Source organism: Agromyces sp. NPDC058064 (assembly GCF_042885275.1).
In the GTDB taxonomy this organism is placed as follows: domain Bacteria; phylum Actinomycetota; class Actinomycetes; order Actinomycetales; family Microbacteriaceae; genus Agromyces.
Genome location: NZ_JBHVSE010000002.1, coordinates 1 through 23,882 on the forward strand (window position 1 = coordinate 1; position 23,882 = coordinate 23,882).

At 66.6% G+C, this 23,882-nt stretch carries 20 protein-coding genes; 12 read left to right on the forward strand and 8 right to left on the reverse strand.

The genetic code is table 11. The annotated features are described in order from the left end of the window. Positions 1-313 precede the first annotated feature (313 nt). From ACFVSL_RS05835 to ACFVSL_RS05860, 6 genes are all read left to right on the forward strand, one after another. Complete coding sequence (locus ACFVSL_RS05835; RefSeq protein WP_386939341.1) at positions 314-2,887, forward strand: Z1 domain-containing protein; 2,574 nt, start codon at positions 314-316, stop codon at positions 2,885-2,887. After that, on the forward strand, positions 2,871-3,881 hold the full coding sequence (locus ACFVSL_RS05840; RefSeq protein ID WP_386939343.1) for a PD-(D/E)XK motif protein: 1,011 nt from the start codon (positions 2,871-2,873) through the stop codon (positions 3,879-3,881). The genes ACFVSL_RS05835 and ACFVSL_RS05840 overlap by 17 nt, the downstream gene beginning before the upstream one ends. Further along, complete coding sequence (locus tag ACFVSL_RS05845; RefSeq protein WP_386939345.1) at positions 3,878-5,749, forward strand: hypothetical protein; 1,872 nt, start codon at positions 3,878-3,880, stop codon at positions 5,747-5,749. The genes ACFVSL_RS05840 and ACFVSL_RS05845 overlap by 4 nt, the downstream gene beginning before the upstream one ends. A gap of 125 nt (positions 5,750-5,874) precedes the next feature. Next, complete coding sequence (locus ACFVSL_RS05850) at positions 5,875-6,639, forward strand: hypothetical protein (protein WP_386939347.1); 765 nt, start codon at positions 5,875-5,877, stop codon at positions 6,637-6,639. 4 nt (positions 6,640-6,643) lie between these two features. Beyond that, positions 6,644-7,378 carry a hypothetical protein gene (locus ACFVSL_RS05855; RefSeq protein WP_386939349.1) on the forward strand — a complete coding sequence of 245 codons (735 nt, stop codon included), beginning with the start codon at positions 6,644-6,646 and terminating at the stop codon, positions 7,376-7,378. Between the two features lie 50 nt (positions 7,379-7,428). Further along, the gene (locus ACFVSL_RS05860) at positions 7,429-7,917 is read left to right on the forward strand and encodes a very short patch repair endonuclease (protein WP_386941113.1); all 489 of its coding nucleotides are present in this window, start codon (positions 7,429-7,431) and stop codon (positions 7,915-7,917) included. On the opposite strand, the gene ACFVSL_RS05865 is transcribed toward ACFVSL_RS05860, so the two are convergent. After that, positions 7,847-9,478: a DNA cytosine methyltransferase gene (locus tag ACFVSL_RS05865; RefSeq protein WP_386939351.1), complete on the reverse strand. Its 1,632-nt coding sequence runs from the start codon at positions 9,476-9,478 to the stop codon at positions 7,847-7,849. The two genes, ACFVSL_RS05860 and ACFVSL_RS05865, sit on opposite strands and share 71 nt — an antisense overlap. A 58-nt stretch (positions 9,479-9,536) precedes the next feature. On the opposite strand from ACFVSL_RS05865, the gene ACFVSL_RS05870 reads away from it, so the two are divergent. Continuing rightward, entirely contained in the window at positions 9,537-9,800 is a 264-nt protein-coding gene (locus ACFVSL_RS05870; RefSeq protein ID WP_386939353.1) for a hypothetical protein, read from the forward strand. Between the two features lie 54 nt (positions 9,801-9,854). Here ACFVSL_RS05870 and ACFVSL_RS05875 read toward each other — a convergent pair whose 3' ends face one another. Then, positions 9,855-10,367: a hypothetical protein gene (locus ACFVSL_RS05875; protein ID WP_386939355.1), complete on the reverse strand. Its 513-nt coding sequence runs from the start codon at positions 10,365-10,367 to the stop codon at positions 9,855-9,857. A 206-nt stretch (positions 10,368-10,573) separates the two neighbouring features. Here ACFVSL_RS05875 and ACFVSL_RS05880 point away from each other — a divergent pair, with 206 nt between their 5' ends. Both ACFVSL_RS05880 and ACFVSL_RS05885 read left to right on the forward strand, forming a co-directional pair. Further along, a complete protein-coding gene (locus ACFVSL_RS05880) occupies positions 10,574-11,848 on the forward strand; it encodes a sensor histidine kinase (RefSeq protein WP_386939357.1) in 1,275 nt (424 codons plus the stop codon). Between the two features lie 95 nt (positions 11,849-11,943). Next, positions 11,944-12,534: a DNA-binding response regulator gene (locus ACFVSL_RS05885; protein ID WP_386941114.1), complete on the forward strand. Its 591-nt coding sequence runs from the start codon at positions 11,944-11,946 to the stop codon at positions 12,532-12,534. Positions 12,535-12,667: 133 nt separating this feature from the next. Here the strand turns inward: ACFVSL_RS05885 and ACFVSL_RS05890 are convergent, their stop codons facing one another. The 3 genes from ACFVSL_RS05890 to ACFVSL_RS05900 form a co-directional block, all read right to left on the reverse strand. After that, complete coding sequence (locus ACFVSL_RS05890; RefSeq protein WP_386939359.1) at positions 12,668-13,465, reverse strand: hypothetical protein; 798 nt, start codon at positions 13,463-13,465, stop codon at positions 12,668-12,670. A gap of 77 nt (positions 13,466-13,542) precedes the next feature. Continuing rightward, positions 13,543-13,812, reverse strand: coding sequence for a DUF1876 domain-containing protein (locus tag ACFVSL_RS05895; protein ID WP_386939361.1), 270 nt, complete (start codon positions 13,810-13,812; stop codon positions 13,543-13,545). A gap of 33 nt (positions 13,813-13,845) precedes the next feature. After that, entirely contained in the window at positions 13,846-14,280 is a 435-nt protein-coding gene (locus ACFVSL_RS05900) for a nitroreductase/quinone reductase family protein (protein ID WP_386939363.1), read from the reverse strand. 187 nt (positions 14,281-14,467) lie between these two features. Between ACFVSL_RS05900 and ACFVSL_RS05905 the strand changes: the two genes are divergently transcribed. Then, positions 14,468-14,824: a hypothetical protein gene (locus tag ACFVSL_RS05905; protein ID WP_386939365.1), complete on the forward strand. Its 357-nt coding sequence runs from the start codon at positions 14,468-14,470 to the stop codon at positions 14,822-14,824. Between the two features lie 293 nt (positions 14,825-15,117). Here the strand turns inward: ACFVSL_RS05905 and glsA are convergent, their stop codons facing one another. Both glsA and ACFVSL_RS05915 read right to left on the reverse strand, forming a co-directional pair. Continuing rightward, complete coding sequence (gene glsA / locus ACFVSL_RS05910; protein ID WP_386939367.1) at positions 15,118-16,359, reverse strand: glutaminase A; 1,242 nt, start codon at positions 16,357-16,359, stop codon at positions 15,118-15,120. A 77-nt stretch (positions 16,360-16,436) separates the two neighbouring features. Then, on the reverse strand, positions 16,437-16,937 hold the full coding sequence (locus ACFVSL_RS05915; RefSeq protein WP_386939369.1) for a hypothetical protein: 501 nt from the start codon (positions 16,935-16,937) through the stop codon (positions 16,437-16,439). 352 nt (positions 16,938-17,289) lie between these two features. On the opposite strand from ACFVSL_RS05915, the gene ACFVSL_RS05920 reads away from it, so the two are divergent. Next, a complete protein-coding gene (locus ACFVSL_RS05920; RefSeq protein ID WP_386939371.1) occupies positions 17,290-17,943 on the forward strand; it encodes an NADPH-dependent F420 reductase in 654 nt (217 codons plus the stop codon). Between the two features lie 120 nt (positions 17,944-18,063). On the opposite strand, the gene ACFVSL_RS05925 is transcribed toward ACFVSL_RS05920, so the two are convergent. After that, a complete protein-coding gene (locus ACFVSL_RS05925) occupies positions 18,064-19,752 on the reverse strand; it encodes a chitobiase/beta-hexosaminidase C-terminal domain-containing protein (protein ID WP_386939373.1) in 1,689 nt (562 codons plus the stop codon). Positions 19,753-20,132: 380 nt separating this feature from the next. On the opposite strand from ACFVSL_RS05925, the gene ACFVSL_RS05930 reads away from it, so the two are divergent. Then, complete coding sequence (locus ACFVSL_RS05930) at positions 20,133-23,783, forward strand: alpha-L-fucosidase (RefSeq protein ID WP_386939375.1); 3,651 nt, start codon at positions 20,133-20,135, stop codon at positions 23,781-23,783. Positions 23,784-23,882 lie beyond the last annotated feature (99 nt).

Sequence of the window (23,882 nt, forward strand, 5' to 3'; positions counted from 1 at the left end):
CAACCGGCCGGCCGGAGTCAGCCGGGCATTAGCGTGAGACACGAGAGACCTCCGTGCGATCGAGATGAAGAACTAGACAGCTCCAACTCGACCCCTAGGCGCGGTTTCCCGCCAGCTTGTTTGCCCCAGAACGGGGGGCAGCTGGCGGGAACGGAGTGGCAGTCGCCTCACGAAACGGAATCCGAAATAGGCTGCGAATCGATGCTCCACGTCGAATCGCTGGGAGCGTGAGGATGGTGCGCCCGCGAGGCGACACACATCGATAAAGGTTCGAATCAATACCCGTTCGGACTCTGCTGACCGAAGGTGCACAGTGCTAACAGCTCAAGAGCAGGCGACCCTGACATTCCTCAACGAACTGATCGCACGCGGCTTCTCACCGCAAGACGCCGTGTCGCAGATGCGGGTGATGATTGGGGATGACGCACTGATTGATCGCGTCGTCGATGAGCGTGACGCGATTGTTCGAAGCCAACGAGTGTTGGTTCTTGATAAGGCGTTGGCAGACGCTGAGGACTTGGGTTTGTCTTGGTACCCGGGGCCACAAGCACATGACAGGTTTTGGCCAGCGCTTCATAAACACCTTGCCAGCGACCCTGGTTGGGCTGGTGCCGTCCAGAGTCTGGATAGCACCTCGAGCGAGGTTGTGGGCTTGCTGGGCAACCCGCACGCACGTCGCATCAGTACGCGAGGCCTCGTTCTAGGTCATGTCCAATCGGGAAAGACCGCCAACTTTACTGCGACGATCGCGAAGGCGGCGGACGCCGGATACAGACTCTTCATCGTTCTTTCTGGGGTGCACAACTCGTTGCGTCGCCAGACCCAGCTCCGCCTCGACGAGCAGCTCTGTGACCTTCGGCCTGCAGACTGGGTGCAACTTACGACCGAGGATCGCGATTTCGGTACCCCTATTCGCGCCCTTCCTTTGGTCGCAGGGACGGACTTGCGATTGCTGGCCGTGGTGAAGAAGAACGCAACTCGACTAGGTCGCCTTAGGCAATGGCTTCAGCTTGCCCAGGAACAGGGTGGACTCGACAAATGCCCGGTGTTGGTCATCGACGATGAAGCCGACCAAGCCAGCCCGAACTCGCACCGAGATCCCGAGCTGGACCGCACTCGGATTAACGACGAGATCGTAAGGCTCTTGGCGCTCCCGAAGGTTGCTTACGTCGGATATACGGCCACGCCATTCGCGAATGTGCTGGCGAATCCAGCTGATCCGTCTGACATCTATCCAAGGTCCTTCATCTATCCACTGCCGAAGCCTGCAGGGTACTTCGGTGCAGAGGAGCTCTTCCGGCCGGGCGAGAACGAGGAGGAAGGCAGTCATCCCGCTCACGACATGATTCGGTTTGTGCCTGAGGATGAAGCCGCCCAGTACGTGGTGAGGGCGAAGAGTCCGCACTCACCCCAGCTGACGCCTTCACTTAGACAGGCCATCCGATGGTTTGTCTTGGCCACTGCGGCTAGACGCTTTCGTACCGGGACCGCCCAGCATTCGAGCATGCTCGTTCATACGACGATGCGCGTACAGCCCCAGCTCGACCTCATGCCCGTGATCGAGTCCTACGTTGGCGAACTAGCGCGTGAATGGACGGAGGGCGCCACAACGGAGTGGGAGGCCCAGTGGCGGACCGAAGTTGCGCGGGAACCCGCGAAACTGCACGGGCTGCACCTTGTGACGTTTTCCGAGCTGTCGTTGCATGTCAACGACGTCCTCAACTCTGCAAAGGCCGTTGCCGATAACAGCTACTCCGTAGAGCGGCTTATCTACACTGATGAGCCTGCCACGGTGATCGCGGTCGGTGGGAACACCCTTTCTCGAGGTCTGACGTTGCATGGTCTGGTCTCGTCCTTCTTCATGAGAACAGCCTCCGCGTACGACAGTGTTCTGCAGATGGGGCGTTGGTTTGGATATCGACGCGGCTACGAAGACCTTCCTCGAGTTTGGATGACCGAGTCACTGGCGAGCGACTTTCAGTTCCTCGCGGGCATTGAAGCAGAGATTCGTGAGGACATCGCGCGGTATGCAGCCAACCATATGAGTCCGAACGAACTCGCGGTCCGCATCGCGCTCCACCCAAGAATGCAGGTGACCTCGAAACTCAAGATGCATTGGGCGATTCCAGCCGCACCGTCGTTCTCGGAGACGAGGCCGCAGACGACCCTCTTTCGTCACAGTGATCGGTCGGTCGCTCGGGATAACACTTTGGCTGCGCGCGCTCTGGTTCAATCAGCGCAAGAGTCTGGGGACGTTGAAGACGGGCCGTCGTACATCGTGATGCGCGGAGTACGGGTCGACCGGGTGCTGGACTTCCTCAAGTCGTATCGTTTTCATCCTGACTCCGAGATGAGCAAGAAGGATGCACTTCGTAAGTACGTGGAGAAGCAGCTATCTGCTGGCGCGTTGACCACTTGGAATGTCGCAATCGCAACAAAGCGGGGTGGGCAGCCCATCGATGTTGGATACTCCCGTCAAGTGAGCAAGATCTCGCGTTCGAGGCTCACACTCGGAAGTGATGCTGAGAACGCGAACATCGGGACACTGATGTCACGCGCGGACCGTCTAATCGACCTTGCAGGATTTGCCGTGGACGTTCGAAGCTCCGATGCAGAGATTCAGTTGGCACGCAACGCGCTTGGCGTTCCCCTTCTGATTCTGTATCCAATCGATGCTTCCTCCATGCCAGGAGCAAGTGCGAAGAACAGAGAAGGGCTCGGGGCGATCGACGATCAGATCGGGGTGGCTTTCGTGTTCCCGCGCGCCGCGATTGGGACGGAAGCGCGCGACATGATCCAAGTAGACCTCGATCGCGCTGCTGCGGACGATGATGGCACCGAATACGAGGACTCGGAGGGGGCTCAGGACGATGTCGATTTCGTATGACGGTGAACCCCGGGTTGATGATCCCGAATCTGTGTGGCGGATCCTTGAGACTCAGACACCACCGGTAGCTGGGTCGGTTGCGGTGGCGCCGCTTCCGAGGCGAGTTGAAGCCGGTGCTGTTCAAGTTGGTGTGGACCATGATCGAAACAGGCACTTGCTCGTACCGATGTTAAACGATGAGGATGTCGAACCGGTGACAGCCTCAGCCGGTATACATCTGGTGCAGATTAAGTCCAATGGGCTGCGCTACCTGAGTCTGATGTGCCTCGACCGGTACTTGTTCGATGCATTCAGCAAGCTTGCGGTGGAGGTACTGTCCGTTCTCTCCAGTACCGGACCGACCAGCCCGTCGGTACGGCGACTCTTCCTTGATTGGGAGGAGCTGTTCGCGCGCTCAGCCGGAGGGATGTCTTCCGTCGAACAACTCGGTCTTTACGGTGAACTTCTTGTGCTGGAGCAACTTCTTGCGCACCGGGCGGTGGATGCAGTTAGTGCTTGGACGGGACCGGATCGCTCGCAGCACGATTTCCGATTCGCCCGCCGCGCGATAGAGGTAAAGGCATCTGCGGCGCGCGAGGGGCGCTCTGCTCGCATCAGCAGCCTTCAACAACTTGAGCCGCCTGTCGGCGGGAGTCTCGTTCTCGTTTACGTCAGGCTGGAGATCGCGCCGAATGGGCGGTCCTTGAAGCATCTGGCTCACGCCGTCGGGGCTTCTTGCGAGTGGCACACTGAGTATCGGTCGCGCCTTCGTGCCGCCGGATACTCATTCGCTCTCGAGTCCACCTACAATACGCCGATGCTCGTCGTCGAGCAGCGCTGGTACGACGTCTCTGAGCCACACTTCCCAAGGATCACGGGAGCATCGTTCAAAGCGGGAGTGCTACCACCTGGCACACGCGAGCTGGAATACACAATTGATCTCTCGAACGAACCGCCGATGCCGCTGTCGATGAGCGAGATCGACGGGCTCTGGAGCGAGTTGAGGCGGAAATGAAGTTGCAATGGGTTCCAGAGCAGAACGCACCCGGCGGCTCACTCGGAGCCGAAGGATTTGCGAAGCTGCTGGGTCGGCCCGAACTCGACCCTCTGACAGTTCTCGTCCGGGAAACTGCGCAAAATAGCTGGGACGCTCGAGATCAGAGCGGGCGCCCGGTTGATTTCTCGATCAGTCTTCGTCATCTTTCCGAGGGGGTTGCTGAGACCTTAGCCACCGACGTGTTCGCAGGGGTGAAGGACGCACCTCACTTAACTGTCAATTCAGAACTAGCAGCGGGGCATGTCCTCGGACTCGTTGTCTCCGACCGGAAAACGCGGGGGCTCGGTGGACCGGTTCTCGCCAGCGAGGTCGACCCGGGAGATGTCTACGATTGGGCCGACTTTGTACTAAATGTCGGGAAAGCTAACAAGCAGGGGCACTCTGGCGGAACCTACGGATTCGGTAAAACAATTGCATACGTAGTTTCGCGTCCGCGAGCCGTTGTGATTCATACTCGGACGCTTTGCGAAGGACGGTTTCAGACTCGGCTGATCGCCAGCGCGGTCGGATCGGAGTTCACGGTGGGTACACAAAAGTACACCGGCCGCCACTGGTGGGGCGTGCCGAATTCTGGGACGGCCGTTCCAATTTTGGATGCCGAAGCGGATGCGCTCGCGGCTCGGATTGGCATGCCTTCGTTTGACGGCGCGCAGCTGGGAACGAATCTCTTGATTCTTCAGCCCGAACTCGCGGGGCGAACACCCGAGCAAGCCGCCAATTACATTGCGGATGCCATCGTGTGGAATCTCTGGCCGAAGATGATTTCCCATGATCGAAGCCAGAAGATGAACTTCAGGCTCGATCTCGATGGAGTGCAGGTGCCAGTCCCAAGCCCTGATGAGCGGCCACCGCTGCACGGATTCGCCCAAGCCTTTCGCGAGCTCACCGAGCCAGTTGACGACGGTGAAACTCCGCTCGGCTATCAGCACACACGCATCGATCGCCTCAGGCCGAAGATCACGGTCGGGCACCTTGCGACGCTTCCAATTGTGGTGCGTGATCGAGTTCGAACAGATCAGGGCAGCGACCCCGAGGACCCGAGCGCGCCCAACTCCGCGTGGTTTGCTCCCGCTGAGGGATGCCATCATGTGGCGCTCTTGCGTTCACCTCGGCTGATCGTCGACTACCTAGAGGGCCCTGCCTCCCCAGAGGCGGGGGTTGAGTGGGCGGGGGTCTTCATCGCCGAGGATGATCTCGACGAGGTCTTTGCGAAGGCTGAACCACCAACCCACGATCGTTGGTCACCGAGCCTCATCCAGGAAAAGCCAGATCGTACGAAGGTACAGAAGGCGCTGGTCGACATCCGCAATGCACTCGAGGTTCGGTGGGGTCGCCGCGCGGATGCGCCGGTGCAGGCGGTTGGCACCACGGCTGTTGTTGCCGACCGGTTGGGTTTTCTCGTTGCCCGTTCGAAGGGTGCTGGTCCCGGACGGCGGAATGAAGCGCGATCGAACAGGAGCGGGAGGCACGACACTCTACCCGTCGTACGCTATTCGGCTTCGGGGCCGCGAATGTACCGAGATGCACTCGCGACCAGCGCGACATTTGAAGTCATTCCTGCCGCCGGAGACACGTGGACACGCGTCCATTTCGACGTGTCGGTCGCACTGGAAGGTCGCGTGGGTGATGCCTCGCTCGACCCGACGCTCCGATTGCTGGTCGCCATCGTCGGCGAGAACATCCACGAATTGGATGGCTTGGCGTCATGCGTCGATGTCGAGTCCGTTCGCCCCTTCCAGATCGAGGTCGTTGCCGCGCGATCAGGCGTCAGCACAGTCTTGTTTGACGTTCAAGCCGCGAAAGTCCCGGCCGGAGCTGACGCATGAGGGTTCCTGTAGCGCCATTCGCTCGGCCCAAACGAGGAATAGAGCATCGCGGCTGGACGCTGGAAGCGGAGTCCGTCGCGCAGCCGCTTCCGAGCGATGTCGAGCATTGGGATTACCAGACAACCTTGACTCTCTCCGCCGGCGTCCATCTGGATCGCCTGGCGGTTGTAGAGGAATGCGGGCTCGGATACGCGACGGACTTCGCTGTGCTGGTGTACGTAACGTCATCCTCTACAAAAATGCAGAAGCTCGTACTTCGGGCTGATTTCCCGCCCAGAGATCAGTATGAGCTTGTCGTGGAGTTTTCGCTCGACGGCCGCGAGCTCGGGGGAAGGCTCACGATCGATACCCAAGTAGTGGTCTTCAACCCCGTTACGGTCGCTCCGTTCGCACCCGCGTCCAATGGGAGCATCATTTGGAGGGAGTCGCACTCGACTTACTTGGAGGGTGTAGGTAGTCAATTTCCCACGGACTCCGAAGATTTTGCGATCACTCGCCCTGCGAGTGCTGATGCCGCTTGGACTCTCCGCGTCGACACGAGCGACATGCAGGCGCTCTTTGTGTCCGCGGTACGCCTGACACTCAACTCTGGGTCGTCAGCGGTAGCAAACATGCTGCGGGGCAGCAAAGCCCCCGCTTCGATGGCGCTCGCTCGATTTCTGGAAGTCGATATCACCCGCCAGTTGGTAGAAGTGGCGCTGAACTGCGACGAGGTCGCGGCAGAGTCGGTGGAGGACTCGGACGAGGAAACAGTGTCCGCCGTCCTGCGGTCGCTTCTCTCCACGATCTGGCCGGGTGTCCCTTACGAGACACTGCGGCGATGGAGAGACCACGACCCTGCGCGCATCGACTCGCAGATTCAGCACGCTAGAGGGCTAGGAGTTGGCTGACGGCATGGATTACATCTACCCAAGGCTTGCCAGGCACGCGGCTGACCAGCTGATCAGCGAGCAGTCAGGGATGAATCTCATCGAACTGAGGGAAGCGAGCCGGCTCGGCCACCCTTTGGCCGCGCCGGCCGCCACGGGTGGGCGCGCAGCTGGGACAGAGGAGTTGGCGGCCCTGCGGGGATTGATAACCGAGATCGCGGACGAGTTCGGCTTCCCATCCGTGCTTAGCGCAGAACGCCAAGCGGAGTTCGACCGCGTTTGCGGCACGCAGCTCTTCGCCTCGATGGAGATCGTCCCTGCGGACGCTGCGATTTCAGAAGTATGGTCGTTCATCGCCCTCGTGCTTGCTCCTGAGGTCGCACCATGGAGATTCGTCAACCGCACGCCGGAGCGGCTTCGCGGCGGGCCACGAAACACCTTCCAGCGACTTTGGTGGCGTGCCTGGTCGCTAGGGCCAGATCTTGCTGCAGTGCCGCCCGGCGCCCACCCGCTCGGTGAGGACGACTTCGTTCAGATTATGGAGCGACCAACTTTGGGTGGGAATCGCGTCGTAGCAGCTTCAATCCGAGATGCGATCTGGCGGGCTGACGAACGCGGAGACTCGCTAACTCGCTCTGATCTCGTTCGAGGGCTAACCAAGAGAGTGCTGGCTCTCAAATCGCATCTAGCCCTGGATGCGCTCGATGAGGATGAGCGGGACGCAGTACTGGACAAGCTCGTCGGGCAGATGATCTCTTAGTTTCCTAGAGCCCGTTTCGTTCAGCGGCGTGCATGGCCAGGATGAAAATCATGATCCAAACGTCATGGGCGTCGTCGGACGGTTCGCGCAATACAATGCGTGCGAATCGCTCCAGGGATACCGGGCCCGAGCTCGCAATCAGGCGACTGCTGCACTCCCGTGGCCGCCGCTATCGTGTCAACTTCAAACCAATCCAGGGTCTGCGTCGCTCGGCAGATGTTGTGTTCACGAAGCAGCGGGTTGTGGTGTTCATTGACGGCTGCTTCTGGCATGGATGCCCGGTTCACTACGTTGCACCAAAGGTCAACGCTGCGTTTTGGTCCGCGAAGATCGACGCCAACCGAGCGCGGGATGCGGACACCACGGACAGGTTTCTGGCCGAGGGATGGTGTGTCGTGCGGATATGGGAGCACGAGGCGCCTGATATCGCTGTCGCCTTGATCGAGTGCGCGCTTTCCGGCGGGCGAGCTACGCCATCACCTGTGCTGGTTCAGGAAGCATCATCTCCGCCGCGGCTGGGTCGTCAACCGCCTCCGTGAAAACCGCAGCGACAATCTCTGCGAGCCTATACGCAAGCAGGGGCGGCACCGCGTTGCCGACCTGGTGGTACTGCTGAGTCCGGTTGCCCGCAAAGAAGTAGTTGTCAGGGAAGGACTGCAGCCGTGCAGCCTCACGAACCGTCAGACTGCGCATCTGATCCTCATCCGGATGGATGTAGTAATGCCCGTCCTTCGAGATATGCGAAGTCACCGTTGTGGCGGGATCCTCGTTCACCTGCACGCGGAATCGATCGTCGAAGGGGCGGTCCTTCTGGTCGATGTTTGCATGCTTAGGTAGCAGCTCCCGTGGAAAGTCATCGAGCTTCGGGGATCGGCCAAGCTCTCGAGCTTTGCGCGCCGCGAAGTAGTACCGACGCAGGTCCGACTCCATGTGCGAGCGAGACTCGTGCTGGATGTAGCCACCGATTCTTGAATCAGAGATCCACGCTTCAAAATCGGTGGTCGGCGAGGATCCGCCGTTGTGCTGGACAAACTGAGCACCCCGAGAGCTCGGTCCGGAGGTGGGAGCCGGATCCAAACCGGCCTCCACTCTCGCGGCCTCACGGACATCGCGCCAGCCTTCGAGCGAGTCGGCGCGAACAGGACTGATGCCGGAGCGTACGGGAGGAAGGTGGCCAATCGAGTCAGCGACGCTCACCTTCTTGACGGGGGCGAGCTGGCCCGGACGCTGTCCTGCGCGGAATCCTCGGCGAACGCCGAGCAGGATCACACGGTGTCGTTTCTGCGGAACACCATAGTTCTCGGCGCGAATCACGAAATCACCCGGCTTCACATCACTCGGTTCCGAGTCGACAACGAACGAGTACAGGTCATAACCAGCCGTTCCCGCGCCTTCAAGGTCCGACCGAATCATTTCGAACATCTGAGTTCCACGGTTGGTCGACGAAAGGAGGCCCTTCACGTTCTCCATAACGAAAACCGGGGGTTCGAATGTCTCAAGGATGTGGAGGTACTCCCGGTAGAGGAAGTGCTTCTTGTCGTCCTCGAAGGTGTCGTCCTTGCTCCGACGAGAGCGTCCGACCAGTGAGTACGCCTGGCACGGCGGGCCTCCGACGAGCACCCAGTCGCCCCCTTCGGGCAATGCTCGGGTCAGGGCGGCCTTGATGAGCTCATCCGAGATGCTGCGATCGGTGCCGAGCTCGATCTGGTGGACCGAAGCGACTGCGCGACCATGAGCATCCGCAACCTCCGGTACTGAGAGCAGAGAATCCAGAGTCCGCTGTCCTCGAACGAATTCGTAGTAGGCATCGGGCACGCCATCTTCGCTCCGGGCCAATGAGTGGAACGTGTGTCGAAGCCGGAGCGTCCGGCACGCGACGGGATCCATCTCGAATGATCCGATTGTCTCGAACGTTGCGTTCTTCCCAGCCTCCCCTAAACGTGAGAACCCCTCGTTGAGCCCGCCCGGCCCGGCGAAGAGGTCGATCACTGGTATCACGAAGTACTCCTTGGGTGGTGGCGATCCAGGATATTCCGAATCTGCTGGCTTGTCCAAGTCAGGAAGGCGCGGCGCGTCAGTACCAAAGACGGTGTCTGCCATTGTTCTCTCAACAGCTGACATCTTGATTCCATCGGCTGCCCAAAGGGGAGGACATGGAATGGCGCGCGAAAAGGCTTTCGTGGAAGGCGAGCAGACAATTCGGCTTCACCCCACGAAGGTGGACTGCTTCCATCAGGTGATCAGAGACGATGAGGGGGCGGCCGTGCTCCACCTCACCACGTTCGGATCTGCCGACCGCGCGTCCACACCGAAGAGTAGCCAGTCGATTCAGCTTGATCGAAAGACCGCCCGCGAGCTCGTCGGGATCATTGAGGACGCGTTCCCGGGGCTCGTGGTCAGCGGCATGACTTGGTCGGGCTAGTCAGCGGAGGCGGAGGGCGGACAGACTCCGCATCTCGAAGAAGCTCACTCGGACTCACCGCACCAACGCCACCCCCAGCGAAGCCGCCACCCCTGCCACCACACCCCAGATCACGATCGACACGATCTGCCACGCGATCACCGCGTTGCGATTCGCACCGAACGAGACCATTGCGGCCGAGGTGAACTGGCTGGGCAGCACGAACGGGCCGAGCAGGCTCACGCCGGCGACGCCGTACTTGTCGAAGGCGCGGCGCACCTTCTCGTTGCGCGACGACGAGCGGTCAGACGACAGCGAATCGGCCGGAGCTCCGGCACCGGCCGCTGCCGCTTTCCCCGCCACGACCTTCGACCGCACCCCGCTCGCGGCGAAGACGAACCCGAGCATCGACGCCACGTTGCCGATGATGGCCGCCCCGATCGCGACCGCGGGCGGCAGCCCGATCAGCACGCCGACGACCGAGCCGAAATACGAGTCGATGAACGGAACGGCCGAGATGAGCATCACCCCGAACCACTGCATGAAGTCGGGGAGCGAGGAGGCGAAATCCTGGAGTGCGTCGAGCATGATGAGTCCTTTCAACGAGGTGAAGTCGGCCAGCGAGCACCATGCGAGCAAGTGCTGCAGTAGCTGGGGCAGGCAAGCGAGGAGTGAGCTGATGCCTCAAGCCTCCGAGAATCGCCGGAGCCGCGGCAGTGCCGCCGCGTCATCCGTTCACGTGCGAAAGCGCACTCGCCCGGCATGACAAATGTCACGGGCATAGGCTCGGACGCATGCCAGCCGAACCCGCCGCCCGCAGCGTGCACACCACGTGGTGGTACACGCTCTCGTCGATCGTGTTCTTCTTCGGGTTCTTCGACCTGATCGTCGGGTTGGCGATGTTCGAGGCGGTGCTGGGTCTCGATACGCTTCGCTACTCGACCACCGGTAGCGAAGAGGCGGGTCTCGATACGGGCGCTGGCGCTCCCTACTCGACCACCGCAGCGTGGGCCGTGCTTGTGCTCACCGTCATCGCCACGGCGACCCAACTCCGCTACTGCTGGTTCCTGCGGGTCGGGCGCGGCGGCGGGCTGCCCCACCCCGGCTGGACGGTCGCGCTCATCGCCCCCGCCGCGCTCGTCTGGGTCATCGGCCTCGCAGCCCCGGGCGAGGCGCTCGCCTCGGCGGCACCGCTGTGGGCCGCGGCATCCCTCATCGCCGCCCTGCTGCCGAAGCCGCAGCGGCGACTCGTGCTGCTCGTGGGCGTCGTCCTCACCGTCGGGCACGTCGCAATCACGAGGATGCTGCCGGGCGGGCCGGACCCCGCGGCGCCGAACTCGAGCACCTTCATGATCGGCCTCTTCGCCGCGATGCTGCCGATCATGCTGCTCACGAGCCTCTGGTGGTGGGAGGTCGTCGTGCAGCTCGACCGCAACCGGCGCACGGCCGCCGAGCTCGCCGTCACGCAGGAGCGGCTGCGCTTCGCCTCCGACCTGCACGACATCCAGGGGCACCACCTGCAGGTCATCTCGCTGAAGTCCGAGCTCGCCGAGCGGCTGCTCGAGGTCGACCCGGCGGCCGCGCGCGAGCTCGTGCACGAGACGCGCCTCATCGCGAAGGAGGCCCTCGAGGAGACGCGTTCGCTCGTCGCCGGCTACCGCCAGGTCGCCTTCGACGACGAACTCGAGAACGCCCGCGAGGTGCTCACCGCCTCGGGCGCCGAATGCGAGCTGCGCCTGGGTTCGAGGCCCGCGGCTGCCTCCGCGCGCAGCGCGCTCGCCTCGGTCGTGCGTGAGGCGACGACGAACATCCTGCGGCACAGCGCCGCGACGACGGTGACGATCGAGCTCACGACCGACGGAGCCCAGAGCCGCCTGCGCATCGTGAACGACGGCATCGCGCCGGTCGGCGCTGGCGCTTCGCGCACGCCCGGTTCGGGGCTCGCGGGCCTGCGCGAGCGGCTCGCCGCCGTCGGCGGCACGCTCGACACCACGACGGATGCCTCGGCCGGCACCTTCGAGGTCACCGCCACCGTGCCTGTTCCGGTGCGCGCGGGAGTGACGGCGTGAGCGGCATCGGCGTGAGTGACGGCGTGAGCGGCCGCGACGTGACGAGCGTCGGGCCGACGGGCTCGGGGGAGGGCGGAGCCCGTGGCATCCGCCTCATGGTCGCCGACGACGAGCACCTCATTCGCGGCGCGCTCGTCGCGCTGCTGAACCTCGAACCCGACATCGAGGTGGTCGCGAGCGCCGACAACGGCGTGACCGCCGTCGAGCAGGCCATCGCGACGCAGCCCGACGTGTGCCTGCTCGACCTCGAGATGCCGGGCGCCGACGGCCTCGAGGCGGCGGCGCGCATCCTCGCGGCGGTGCCGACGCGGGTCGTCATCGTCACCCGGCACGCGCGCCCGGGCGTGCTGCGGCGGGCGCTCGCGACGAAGGTCTCGGGGTTCGTGCCGAAGTCGACGCCCGCCGAGGAGCTCGCGCACGTGATCCGCGACGTCGCCGGCGGGCGCCGCTACATCGACCCCGAGATCGCGGCGACTGCGCTCACCGCCGAGCGATGCCCGCTCACCGACCGCGAACTCGACGCGCTGCGGCACAGCCGTTCGACGATGAGCGTGCAGCAGATCGCCGAGCGCCTGCACCTCGCGCAGGGCACCGTGCGCAACTACCTCTCGTCGGCGATGACGAAGCTCGACGCCACCTCGCGCCACGAGGCCGCCGAGACAGCGTGGCAGCAGGGGTGGATCTGAGGTTCCGCGCCGATGGGCGCGCCGCCGCCGGTGGGGCTGACGCACTCGTCGCGAGGGAGGGGAGGCGGTGCCCAGGGTCGGTGGTGAAGCAGAGTTGCAGAGCACCTTCCAGAAGCGAAGACGCCCGCCGGGCTCACGCCACCGTCGCCTCCGCGATCCACTCGGCCGCGATGCGGTCGTAGGCCTTCGCGCCCTCGGTGCGCTCGGCCCCCGCGTCTTCGGGCCACGCCGCGAGCGGGTGGGCGACGCCGTCGACGAAGCGCACCTCGCCGATGCCGAGGCCCTCGATCTCGCGCACCGCGGCGATGAAGTGCGGCTCGTCGTCGGATCCCTCGACGATCAGCAGGTGGTCGTGGGCGAGCTCGGGCGCCCGGGCGACGAAGTCCATGCGCGTGGCGACCGCGTCGGCGGCCGGAGTCCACTCGTAGGGCGACGGCAGGAACTCACCCATCGCGTCGATCATCGGCCGCAACTGCAGCATCGGGTTGAGCAGCACGCACGCGGCGATGTCGTGCGAGGCACCGTAGGTCGCGAACACCTCGGCAGCGACGGATGCCCCGGCCGAACCGCCGAGCACGGCGAGCGCCGAGTCATCCGATGCGCCCAGCGTGCCGCGCAGCTCGGCGAGGGCCGACGGCAACTCGGCGAGCGCCTGCTCGTGCATCGGGCCGAAGTAGTCGGTGACCATGTCGATGCCGCTCATGAGCAGCGCCTCGAAGTCGGGGTGGGGCGCGCGCTCGCCGCTGAGCGGCAGGCCGAGGTAGATGACGTGCGCGTCGAGTCCGTCGAGCGGCAGCGCCGCGGCCATGCCGGCGGGCGTCGAGGGCGGGTCGAGCAGGTGCCAGCCGACGACGATCGGAGCGTCGGGTCGGGTCGCGGCGCGGGCGGTATAGGGCACGCCGGCGGAGGTGGTTCCGTGCATCCAGGTCATGGGCGCGAGGCTAGCGCGTACGGGGGAGCGCGGCCAGAGGGTGCTGCCGGAGGCAGCAGCACCCCAGGGCGGCGCACCTAGCGATGCACGTGCGACGGCTGCCCGGTGACGCCCGAGATGTCCTTCTCGGTCACGTGCAGCAGGCGCTCGGCGAGATCGCGCAGCGCGCGCGAGACGGCGAGCTCGTCGCCGATCGCCGGCACGTTCGGATCCAGCGGATTGCGGTCGGCCTTGCCGATGCCGGTCACCTCCCACCCCGTGGGCGTGCGCACCGTGGCCTCCGCCATCGTGCTGTTCTCTTCTTCGTCGATGTCGACGGTGATGCTCCACTGCTTCGACGCATCCATGGAACTCACCACCTTCCGGTCCGGTTCCACCTCTCAGGGTACCGACCTGCCGCCCGCGCGGCGAGGGATGTCGCGCTGCACCTCGTGCAGCAGGCGGAACTCGTGCCGGCGCAGCAGCCGCAGCACCCACGAGGCGGGCGGGCCGAAGGCGCGCAGGCCCGCCGCGGTCTCGATCGACTCGATGCCGGCCACCTCGAACTCGCGGCCCTGCCAGATGACGGTCGCGCGGTCGGCCGCCACGACGTTGCGGTACCAGTTCACCTCGGGTCCGTAGGTGAGCTCGGCGACGAACCCCTCGGGCACCCGCGCGAGGATGAGCGGGGTCTCGAACGTGCGCCCGCTCTTGCGCCCCGTGTGCCGGATGAGGGCGAACGGGCCGAGACCGCGCCGCGCCATCCCGAGCGTGAGCGGGTTCAGCGTGTGCTGGATGAACTTCAGCCAGCCGCGCTTGAACCACCCCATCGCCATGCTTCGTTTCTAGCGACCCGGCTGGGCCGTGTGAAGCCCTCGGGATGCGTTCGGTGCGTCTGCGGCCGCGAATGTCGGAGGGCCCTCGTAGCGTCGTGATCTTCGGCTCAGCCCGGAGTCACTTCAGGAGACGACCATGGGGTTCGACTCTTCCCGCACCGTTCCGACGGCGCCGTCCACTCGCCGGATGCCTTCGTCGGCCGAGCTCGGGGCCACCTCGGCACGGCTCGCGGCAGCAGCGCGCATCCGCCTCGAGCACTCGAGGTTCTTCGCCGAGGTCAAGGAGCTCGAGCTGCGCCTCGCGATCATCGACGATCGCTTCGAGCGGCTCGCAGCCCGCCCCGACGAGCCGTATCAGGCGTGGCGCCGCGACCTGGTCGCGCGCATCCGCTCGCTCGCGGCGAAGGCCGGCGATCTCGAGGCCGCGCTCCTGCTCGAGGCCCACCATCGCGATCGGGTCGCCGCCCTGCTGCTGACCCTGCGTCATCGGCTCGGCGTGCTCGACGCGCGGCACCGCGCGCTGCACGAGCGGAGGCGGAGCTGAGTGGCGGGGCGGTGCTGATCGTCCGAGGTGGGGTTCGCTTCAGAGAGGTCGACCACTCGACCACATGACCACAGGCCCGCCGACCACATGACCACATGACCACTGCTCGCGCGGAGGGACGTGCCCGACGGCGGCGGAGTGTTGCGCAACGGTGATCGGTCGGCCACGGGTCGGGTCTCGATACGCGTCCGACTTCGTCGGGCGCTACTCGACCACCGGTTGGGACGGCGTGATCTCGAGACCCGTCTGACTTCGTCGGGCCGCCATCGGCGACCACCGGCCCGAAGCCAGCGCTAGCCGACCGGCGCCTCGAGCACGCCGTCGGGGTCGCGCACCTCGACGCGCGGGCGACCGTCGTCGAGGCGGCCCATCGTCTCGGGCAGGGCGCTGAAGATCTTGCGCGACCCCGCCGCCACTCGCGTCACGGCGGTGAAGTCGAGCACGAGGCATCCGTGATCGCCGACCAGGGGAGCGAGGCGCGTGAGGATCTCCTCCGCCTCCGAGAACAGGATCTCGCCGCGCAGCACGGCGACGGTGTCGCCGCCGGCGCCCGACGCGCCCTCGCGCGAGAGCGACGAGATCGGCGAGAGGGGCGCCCCGTGGTGCTGCAGCATGTGCAGGCCGTGCCGCTGCGACAGCTGCTCGAGCGTCGCGACGCCGCGCACGCTGTTGCCGCGCGCGTCGAGGCGCGGGCTGAAGGTTCCGATGCCGAACTGCCCGGGCTGCACCGCGGCGATGCCGCCGCCGACGCCGCTCTTCGCGGGCAGGCCGACGCGCACCATCCAGTCGCCCGACTCGTCGTACATGCCGCAGCTCGTCATGACCGCGGTGGTCCAGCGCGCGGCATCCTCGCTGATGACGCGTTCGTCGGTGACGGGGTTCACGCCGCCCGTCGCGAAGGTCGCCGCCATGATCGCGAGGTCGCGCGCGTTGACGGTGAGCGAGCACTGGCGGAAGTAGGCCGTCGTCGCGACCTCGACCGTCGAGCCGAGGGTGCCGGCCGAGCGGGTGAGGTAGGCGAGTGCGCGGTTGCGGTCGCCGGTGGATGCCTCGGAGGAGAACACCTCCTCGTCGACCTGCAGGTCGCGGCCCGCGAAGCGATCGAGGCCCGCGCGCACGACGGCGAACTTCTCCTCGGCGGTGTCGCCCTGCATGAGCGAGGTCATCACGATGGCGCCCGCGTTGATCATCGGGTTGCGCGGGCGACCGGATGCCTCGTCGAGGCTGATGGCGTTGAACGGTTCGCCGCTCGGCTCGAGGTCGACATGCCGGCGCACCTCGTCGAGCCCGAGCGCGTCGACCGCGAGCGCGAAGACGAACGGCTTCGACACCGACTGGATCGTGAACTCCGCCTCGACGTCGCCCGCTTCGTGCACGACGCCGTGCGCGCTCGCGAGCGCCGCGCCCAGCTGCTCGGGCTCGACCTTCGCGAGCTCGGGAATGTACGACGCGACCTCGCCGTCGGTGCGATCTCGAACGGCATCGAGCACCGACTCGAGTGCGTGACGAACCGGATCCCCCAGAGCGGCAGCCATGGGGTCAGCCTACGACCGACACCGGCGGTTTGAGTAGGGCCGACGGGGAGCTCCGACGGGAGCTCCGACGCGTACCGTCAGAGCGGAGTCGAGCCGGCCCGCGCCCGTTCGAGCGCCGGCTTGTCGAACAGCTCGAGGCGCGTCGCCGATTCGACGCGCACCCGCGTGCGCAGCAGCTTCGAGGCGATCGTCTCGAGTTGGTAGGCCTCCCCGCTGCCGCGGTGCAGCGCGGTCGTGACGAGCAACTCGAGCGGGCGCGGGGGAGTCCAGGGAGCATCGTCGTCAGGATCGTTCTCGCCGTCGCCGATCTCGTCGCCCAGATGGAGCACGCGGATGTCGGTCGCCTCGCGCTTCGCGAACACACGGATGAGTTCGTCACGTCGGAGTGCGAGCCGATCGGCGACCGGAAGCTCGTCGAACGTCACCCTTCCGTCGACGCGGACGATCGACCCGCGACGCTCGGCGTACTCGGCGATCGCGTCGGCGACGACGTACGTCCTCGTGGCGTCGAGGAGGTACGCGAGCTCGCTGATCGCACGGTGGGTCTCTTCATCGACCCTGATCGATCGTGTCGGCATGATGCTCCTCTGTTGTCTCCGTCTCGACGGCTCGCGGTGGTCGGCACGGGTGAGGTGTCGCTCAGCGGACCGTGTGGAAAGGTGGAATCGTGGTCGGCCCGGGTGTGGTCATGTGGAAATGTGGCCGGCCGGGAAGTGGCCATGTGGAAATGTGGTCGGCCCGTGCGAATGGATGCTCCCACCCCGGCGACGCGCGGAGATGCGACGGCGCGTCGACCGGGCAACATCTCGTGCAGCGTCCGCTGGGGAGGACGAGTCGACCACGGTCGGGGCCGGCCGGTGGGATGCGTCGAGCGGTGCGCGACCCGCACGCAGCCGGGAACATCGACGCGCGCGCCGCGTTGCACTCACCATGACCACTCTCGGAATCATCGGTGCAGGACACATCGGCAGCCAGGTCGCCCGCGCGGCCGTGAAGAGCGGATACGAGGTGGTCATCGCGAACTCGCGCGGACCCGAGACGCTCGAGGGCCTCATCGCCGAGCTCGGCCCGTCGGCCCGCGCCGCCACCGCGAGCGAGGCCGCCTCGGCCGCCGACATCGCCGTCGTGACCGTGCCGTTCAAGGCGTACGCGTCGATCCCGGTCGAGCCGCTCGCCGGCAAGATCGTCATCGACACCGACAACTACTACTGGGAGCGCGACGGCCACGTGCCCGCCCTCGACGAGGGCCGCGACACCGTGACGGGCATGCTGCAGAAGCACCTGCCGACGAGTCACGTCGCGAAGGGCTTCAACCACATCGTCGCGGCCGACATCACGACCGACGGCCGCCCGGCCGGCGACCCGGCCCGCCGCGCGCTCGCCACGTCGAGCGACCACGACGATGCCGCGGCCTTCGTCACCTCGCTGTACGACGAGTTCGGCTTCGACACCGTGAACGTCGGCCCGCTCGACGACAGCTGGCGCGTCGAGCGCGACCAGCCCGCCTACTCGGCCGGTGCCCAGACCCGCGACGAACTCGTCGCGAACCTCGCGAAGGCGGAGCGCCAGACCGACGCCGGTTGAGTAGCGCCGGCGCGACGCGACGACGCGTATCGAAACCAGGTGATCGGGTCTCGAGACCGTCTCACCGGGTTTCGATACGCGCGCTCCTTCGTCGCCCGCTACTCAACCGCGGATGCCGGGTCAGTCCTCCTCGTCGGGCGCGACGCCCGCGACGAACTCGACCGTCACCGTCTCCGAGCGGTTGCCGACCATGTCGACGGCCGTGACCTCGGCCACGTACGCGGTGCCCGTCGTCAGCCCGACCTTCGTGCCGGGCAGGCGGCCGTTGATCACGGCGAGCGGGATCTCGAGCACCGACGGGCGCGGCGCGAACTGGAAGTCCGACAGCACCTTCGCACCCGCACGGATCGGCAGCGCCACGGCGCCGGTCGCGGCATCCTTCACGCGCACGTCGTAGCCGTAGACGGCGTTGTCGTCGCTCGCCGCGGGAACCCGCAGCACCGAGGTGCCGGCCCCGTTCACGGTGACGGTCGGCGTGCCGGTCATGACCGGGGCGACCGCGTCGCGGGCGTCGCGGGTGTAGTCGAAGTTCGCACGCACCTCCTCGGGGGTCGCGCCGTCGAGGCGCACCGTCCACGTGCGGCCCGCGAGGGTGCCGGCGCTGTCGAACGGGGCATCCTGCTGGTACTGGCCCCAGACGCCGTCGAGCGTGTAGGTGCGCTCGGGCTCGGCGGCGAAGTTGATGCGCTCGATCTCGGTGCGGTCGTCGTACACGTCGACGACGAGGGCCTGCGCGGTGGCGATCGTGAACTCGTCGTAGAGCGCGTCGCCGTAGACCTGGTAGGCGTCGTGCGGGGTCTCGGTGTACGACATCGAGCCGTCGTTCACCGCCGTGTAGCTGCCCTGCCAGATCGAGCGCTCGTCGTTCAGGTGCAGGTGCGAGTGGCCCGAGAAGTAGACCGCCTGCGGGAACGCCGAGAGGTCGGCATTGAGCGCCGGGTTCGACGACTGCGCGCCGTCCATGATGGTGCCCGAGGTCGGGCGGTGGCCGACGACGAACACCGGCTCGTCGACGGCGCCGGGCTCAGCGGTGAGGGCCGCGAGGCGCGACTTCAGCCACGTGCGCTGCGCGCCCGAGTAGGCCTCGGTGTCGACGATGAGGAACGTCGAGTCGCCGATCTTCTGCTCGTAGTAGCCGGTGGCGCCGCCCGGGAACCAGTCGGCCGGGTAGTACTGCGCCATGTCGGAGTTGCGCACGTCGTGGTTGCCGTGCGTCATGAGCACCGGGGTGTCGGCGAGGTCGAGGCGGTCGAGGTTCTCCTCGAAGATCGTGCGCACGACCTGGTGGTCGGGTGCGGTGTTCCAGTTGTTGTCATTGATCTGGTCGCCGTTCGAGATGATCAGGTCGGGGTCGGGCACGAGCGTCTTCAGCGTGTCGAAGTTCGCCGCCCAGCGGGCCCGGTTGACGTCGGAGAGCGACGAGGTGTGCACGTCGCTCATGACGACGAACGACAGCTTCGGCCCCTCGGCCGACTTCACGACGTAGCCCTCGATCTCGGTCTCGGAGACGAACCGGCCGCGCACGGCGATCGCGGCGAGGTTCGTCGACTCGTCGATGGTGATGGGGCCGCGGTACTGCGGGCTGTCCTTCGTCGGGGTCGATCCGTCGAGCGTGTAGTGGATCTTCGTTCCCGGCTGCGAGCTGAGCTCGACCGTCGTCGACCCGGTGTAGCGGCCGCCGGGCTCGCTGAACACCGGGGCGTCGAGCGGCTTCGGGGCGGCCATCGCCGCTCCGACGGGCAGGCCCGCCGCGAGGAGGGCGCCTGCGGTGAGGGCGCAGGCGGTGGCGAACGTTCGCTTCGCTGGCATCATGTTCCGTTCCTTCGTGGATGTCTCGTGCATCGGCGCGATTCGGCCGGTGACGCTCGCTCGGGCAGGTGCGCACCGCGCGTCGTCGACGCAGGCGACGCTATGAACCGGCGGACAACGGCCGGTGGACGGCGTCGGGCCGCCGGCTGAACCGTCGGTGAGGGTGCGTCGAAGCTGTCCGGACAACTCCGCATGCGCGGGAATTCGACCACAAAGATCCGATCAAAATACGGCCCAATACCGTGCGCAAGGCGCAATTCGGCCTGAATAGGGCGACCAGATCGCGCATCGTTGCTTAAACATCGGATAACTACTACGCTCCCCGGCAGGGCGGCAGTGCCGCCGCCCGCGAGTGATCCGCTACTGGAGTGACGTTGACGATGACCGAGCCGAGTACCACGACCGCACCACGACCACCACGAACCCCACGATCCCGCCGCCGAGTCCTCGCCCTCGTCGCCGCGCTCGGCGTGACCCTCACGGGGCTCGCCCCCGCGGGCATCGCGAGCGCCGCAGAGGGCGACGACCTCGACATCCGCTTCGGGGGCTCGCTCGTCGGCACGACCGCGTACACGACCACCGAGGGCGAGTCGATGCGCGGCGTCGTGCGCCGGCTCGCGGGCGGCGAAGAGCAACTCGCGGCCGGCGGCGTGCGCCTGCACGGCGGCACCGAGGGCATCCGCTTCGAGGCGGCCGACTTCTCGTTCGGCGGCGCGACGCCGACGCCGGGCTTCCTCGCCGAGGTCGAGTTCACGCCGACCGGCGCCCAGTCCGACATGGCGACGATCCTCTCGGCAGCGGGCAACCTCTACGTGCGCACGCAGGGCGGCAAGCTCGTCTACGGCTTCGACTCGTACGACGGCTCGAGCTGGTCGAGCCACCGCGCCGAGGCGCCTGTTCCGGCCGCGGGCGTCGCGCACCAGCTCTCGGTGCAGTACGTCACGACCGACGACGGCGCCGAGCTGCACACCTGGCTCGACGGCGTCGAGCTGCAGACCCTCGCCGCCAACGCTGGCGTCGGCGTGCACTCCGCCGCCCAGAACGCCTTCGGCTTCGGCAACGAGGTGCACCCCGCGGGCGCCGGCCGCGGCATCGTCGGCGAGCTCGGCCACGTGCGCGTCGTCGGCGACGTCGCAGCCTACGACCCCGAGCTCTTCGAGTTCCAGCCGACCCCGATCACGACGACCCTGCTCGACGTGCAGTTCGACGGCTCGGTGGATGCCTCGGCGTACACGCCGGCCGCCGGCGAACGCCTCGACGGGGCCGTCGCATTGCGCAGCACCGCGAGCGTGAGCGGCGGCGACCTGCAGCTCGGCGGCGCGAACCAGGCCGCCGACTTCACGGCGACCGAGGAGCTCTTCACCGGGGCATCCCTCGACCGCGCCTTCGTGATCGAGACCGAGTTCACCGCCTCGGGTGCGCAGGCCGACCTCGCGACCGTGGCCGCCGTCGGCGGCAACCTGAGCGCGCGCTACCGCAGCGACGGGCTGCAGTACGGATTCAGCGCGAACGTCGGCGGCACCTGGCGCGACTACATGGGCAAGGTCGCCCTGCCCGCCGCCGGGCAGGCGCACGTGCTCTCGCTCGCCTACGTGCCCGGCGAGACCGAGACGAAGGTCGTCGCGTGGCTCGACGGCACGGAGCTGCCCGAGGTCACCGCACCCGCGCCCTCGACCCGCAACGCGAAGGCGACGCAGACCCTCGCGATCGGCAACGAGGTCGCCGCGATCGGCAACCGCGGCTTCAAGGGCACCGTCGAGCGCACGCGCTTCGCGCTGCTCAACGGCGAGTTCGAGGATGCGGCGTTCCGCTACCAGGAGCTCGACGAGCCCATGGAGTGCCTGCCGCTCGGCGAGATCGCCCCCGCGAACTACATCCAGGTGACGAGCGCCGACTGCCCGGCGAACGTGCTCGCGAAGGCCGCGCTCGTGCGGCCCACCGAGGCCCAGCTCGACTGGCAGGAGCTCGGGCTCACCGCGTTCGTGCACTTCGGCATCAACACCTTCTACAACCAGGAGTGGGGCCACGGCACCGAGGACCTCGGCCGGTTCCAGCCGACCGGCGAGCTCGATGTCGACGCGTGGGTGAAGTCGCTGCGCGACAGCGGACACCGCATGGCGATCCTGACGCTGAAGCACCACGACGGGTTCCTGCTCTATCCCTCGCGCTACTCCGACTTCGACGTCGCCTCGACGCCGTGGAAGGACGGCCAGGGCGACATCGTGCGCGACTTCACGACCGCCGCGCACAAGTACGGCATGAAGGTCGGCCTCTACATGTCGCCCGCCGACTCGCACGAGGAGCAGTTCGGGGTGTTCGGCAACGGCAGTGCGAAGACGCCGCGCACGATCCCGACCCTCGTCGAGGGCGACGACCGCGCCGGCAAGGACCTGCCGAGCTTCGAGTACCCGGCGACCGACTACGGCGCCTTCTTCCTCAACACCCTCTACGAGGTGCTCACCCAGTACGGCGAGGTCGACGAGGTCTGGTTCGACGGCGCCCAGGGCAACACCGGCAAGCAGGAGTTCTACGACTACCCCGCCTTCTACGACCTCATCTCGAAGCTCCAGCCGAACGCGGTCGTCGCGGTCGGCGGTCGCGACGTGCGCTGGGTCGGCAACGAGAGCGGCACCGCCCGCCAGGACGAGTGGGCGCCCGTGCCGATCAGCGACGCCGGCGACGGCGGCAAGATCGGCGTCGTCGGGGGCGGCACCTTCGAGCAGGTCGGCTCGGCCGCGATGCTGCAGTCGGCCGTGCAGAGCGGCGCGAACGCGTTGCACTGGTGGCCGACCGAGGCCGACATGAAGCTCACGCAGGGCTGGTTCGCGCATCCGACCGACACGCCGAAGACGCCGTCGGCACTGCTCGGCCACTACCTCGGCACGACCGGGCGCAACTCGGTCATGCTGCTCAACACCCCGCCGACGGCCACCGGCACCTTCGCCCCCGCGTCGGTCACCGCGCTCGACGGGTTCGCCGCCGAGCGGCGCAAGGCGCTCACCCTCGACCACGCCCTCGGGCTGCCGGTCGCGGTCGGCGCCGACGGCGAGGCATCCGCCGCCCTGACCGACGGCAACAGCCGTTCGTCGTGGCTCAGCACGAGCGCCGAGCCGGGCGACGTGACGATCGACCTCGGTGCGCCGCAGTCGGTGCGGCGCATCGAGCTCGGCGAGGGCGTGCTCGACCACGGGCAGGTCGTCGAGAAGTTCTCGATCGACGCCGAGGTCGACGGCGCGTGGGTCGAGGTCGCGAAGGCGGGCACGATCGGCGTGAGCCGCATCGTCACCCTGCCGCAGGCGGTCACGGCGCAGAAGTTCCGCGTCTCGATCGACCAGGCGCGGGCGCCCTACTCGCTCGCGAAGCTCGCCCTCTACGAGCAGCTGGCCGACGACCCGGGCAAGCTCACCGAGGCCTACCTCGACTGCGCGGCGCCCGCCGCGGGCGACGGCAGCGCCGAGCACCCGTTCACCTCGCTCGAGCAGTTCCGCACCGCGGAGCTCGCGGTCGGCGCGCAGGTGAAGGTGAAGTCGGGCAGCGAGTGCGCCGACTCGTCGACGCCGTTCTGGGGCTACGGCACCGCCGACGACCCGATCACCGTCTCGGTCGACGGCGGCGACGTCGAGCCGAGCTTCGGCGACCGCACCCTCGAGGAGGTGTTCGGCCCGCTCGCCGCGCAGGGCTGGGTCGTCGAGCTGCCGAACCCGGTCGAGCCCGGCGCCGAGGCGGTCACGCTCACGGTGTGCAAGGCCGCGATGGGCGAGGAGCTCGAGGTCGCCGTCGCCGGGTTCGCCCGCGGAGCGACGGTGGAGCTCGCGCTCGCCGCGAAGACGCCGAAGCACGGCCTTGCCGTCGAGCTCGGCAGCGTCACCGCCGGGGCCGACGGAACGGGCACGGCGACGGTCGCGCTGCCGACCACCAAGCCCGGCATGCGCACGCTGACCGCGACCGCGGGGGATGCCTCGGCGAGCACCCGGCTCGTCGTGACCCCCGCAGCGGCGGCCGGGTCGGGCGACGGCTGCGGCACCGACTGACCGCGAGAAGAGAGGGGATGCCCCGGGCTCCGGCCCGGGGCATCCCGCTGTCATGGACGCGGTGGACCGGTGACGTCGGTGGGACCGGTGGGACCGGCG

Coding starts and splice junctions, on each gene's coding strand:
- ACFVSL_RS05905 (WP_386939365.1), top strand. CDS start 14,468: ATGCCTTCGTCGGCCGAGCTCGGGGCCACCTCGGCACGGCTCGCGGCA.
- ACFVSL_RS05860 (WP_386941113.1), top strand. CDS start 7,429: ATGATCCAAACGTCATGGGCGTCGTCGGACGGTTCGCGCAATACAATG.
- ACFVSL_RS05875 (WP_386939355.1), bottom strand. CDS start 10,367: ATGCTCGACGCACTCCAGGATTTCGCCTCCTCGCTCCCCGACTTCATG.
- ACFVSL_RS05885 (WP_386941114.1), top strand. CDS start 11,944: ATGGTCGCCGACGACGAGCACCTCATTCGCGGCGCGCTCGTCGCGCTG.
- glsA (WP_386939367.1), bottom strand. CDS start 16,359: ATGGCTGCCGCTCTGGGGGATCCGGTTCGTCACGCACTCGAGTCGGTG.
- ACFVSL_RS05900 (WP_386939363.1), bottom strand. CDS start 14,280: ATGGCGATGGGGTGGTTCAAGCGCGGCTGGCTGAAGTTCATCCAGCAC.
- ACFVSL_RS05890 (WP_386939359.1), bottom strand. CDS start 13,465: ATGACCTGGATGCACGGAACCACCTCCGCCGGCGTGCCCTATACCGCC.
- ACFVSL_RS05855 (WP_386939349.1), top strand. CDS start 6,644: ATGGATTACATCTACCCAAGGCTTGCCAGGCACGCGGCTGACCAGCTG.
- ACFVSL_RS05840 (WP_386939343.1), top strand. CDS start 2,871: ATGTCGATTTCGTATGACGGTGAACCCCGGGTTGATGATCCCGAATCT.
- ACFVSL_RS05845 (WP_386939345.1), top strand. CDS start 3,878: ATGAAGTTGCAATGGGTTCCAGAGCAGAACGCACCCGGCGGCTCACTC.
- ACFVSL_RS05930 (WP_386939375.1), top strand. CDS start 20,133: ATGACCGAGCCGAGTACCACGACCGCACCACGACCACCACGAACCCCA.
- ACFVSL_RS05915 (WP_386939369.1), bottom strand. CDS start 16,937: ATGCCGACACGATCGATCAGGGTCGATGAAGAGACCCACCGTGCGATC.
- ACFVSL_RS05880 (WP_386939357.1), top strand. CDS start 10,574: ATGCCAGCCGAACCCGCCGCCCGCAGCGTGCACACCACGTGGTGGTAC.
- ACFVSL_RS05865 (WP_386939351.1), bottom strand. CDS start 9,478: ATGGCAGACACCGTCTTTGGTACTGACGCGCCGCGCCTTCCTGACTTG.
- ACFVSL_RS05895 (WP_386939361.1), bottom strand. CDS start 13,812: ATGGATGCGTCGAAGCAGTGGAGCATCACCGTCGACATCGACGAAGAA.
- ACFVSL_RS05925 (WP_386939373.1), bottom strand. CDS start 19,752: ATGCCAGCGAAGCGAACGTTCGCCACCGCCTGCGCCCTCACCGCAGGC.
- ACFVSL_RS05920 (WP_386939371.1), top strand. CDS start 17,290: ATGACCACTCTCGGAATCATCGGTGCAGGACACATCGGCAGCCAGGTC.
- ACFVSL_RS05870 (WP_386939353.1), top strand. CDS start 9,537: ATGGCGCGCGAAAAGGCTTTCGTGGAAGGCGAGCAGACAATTCGGCTT.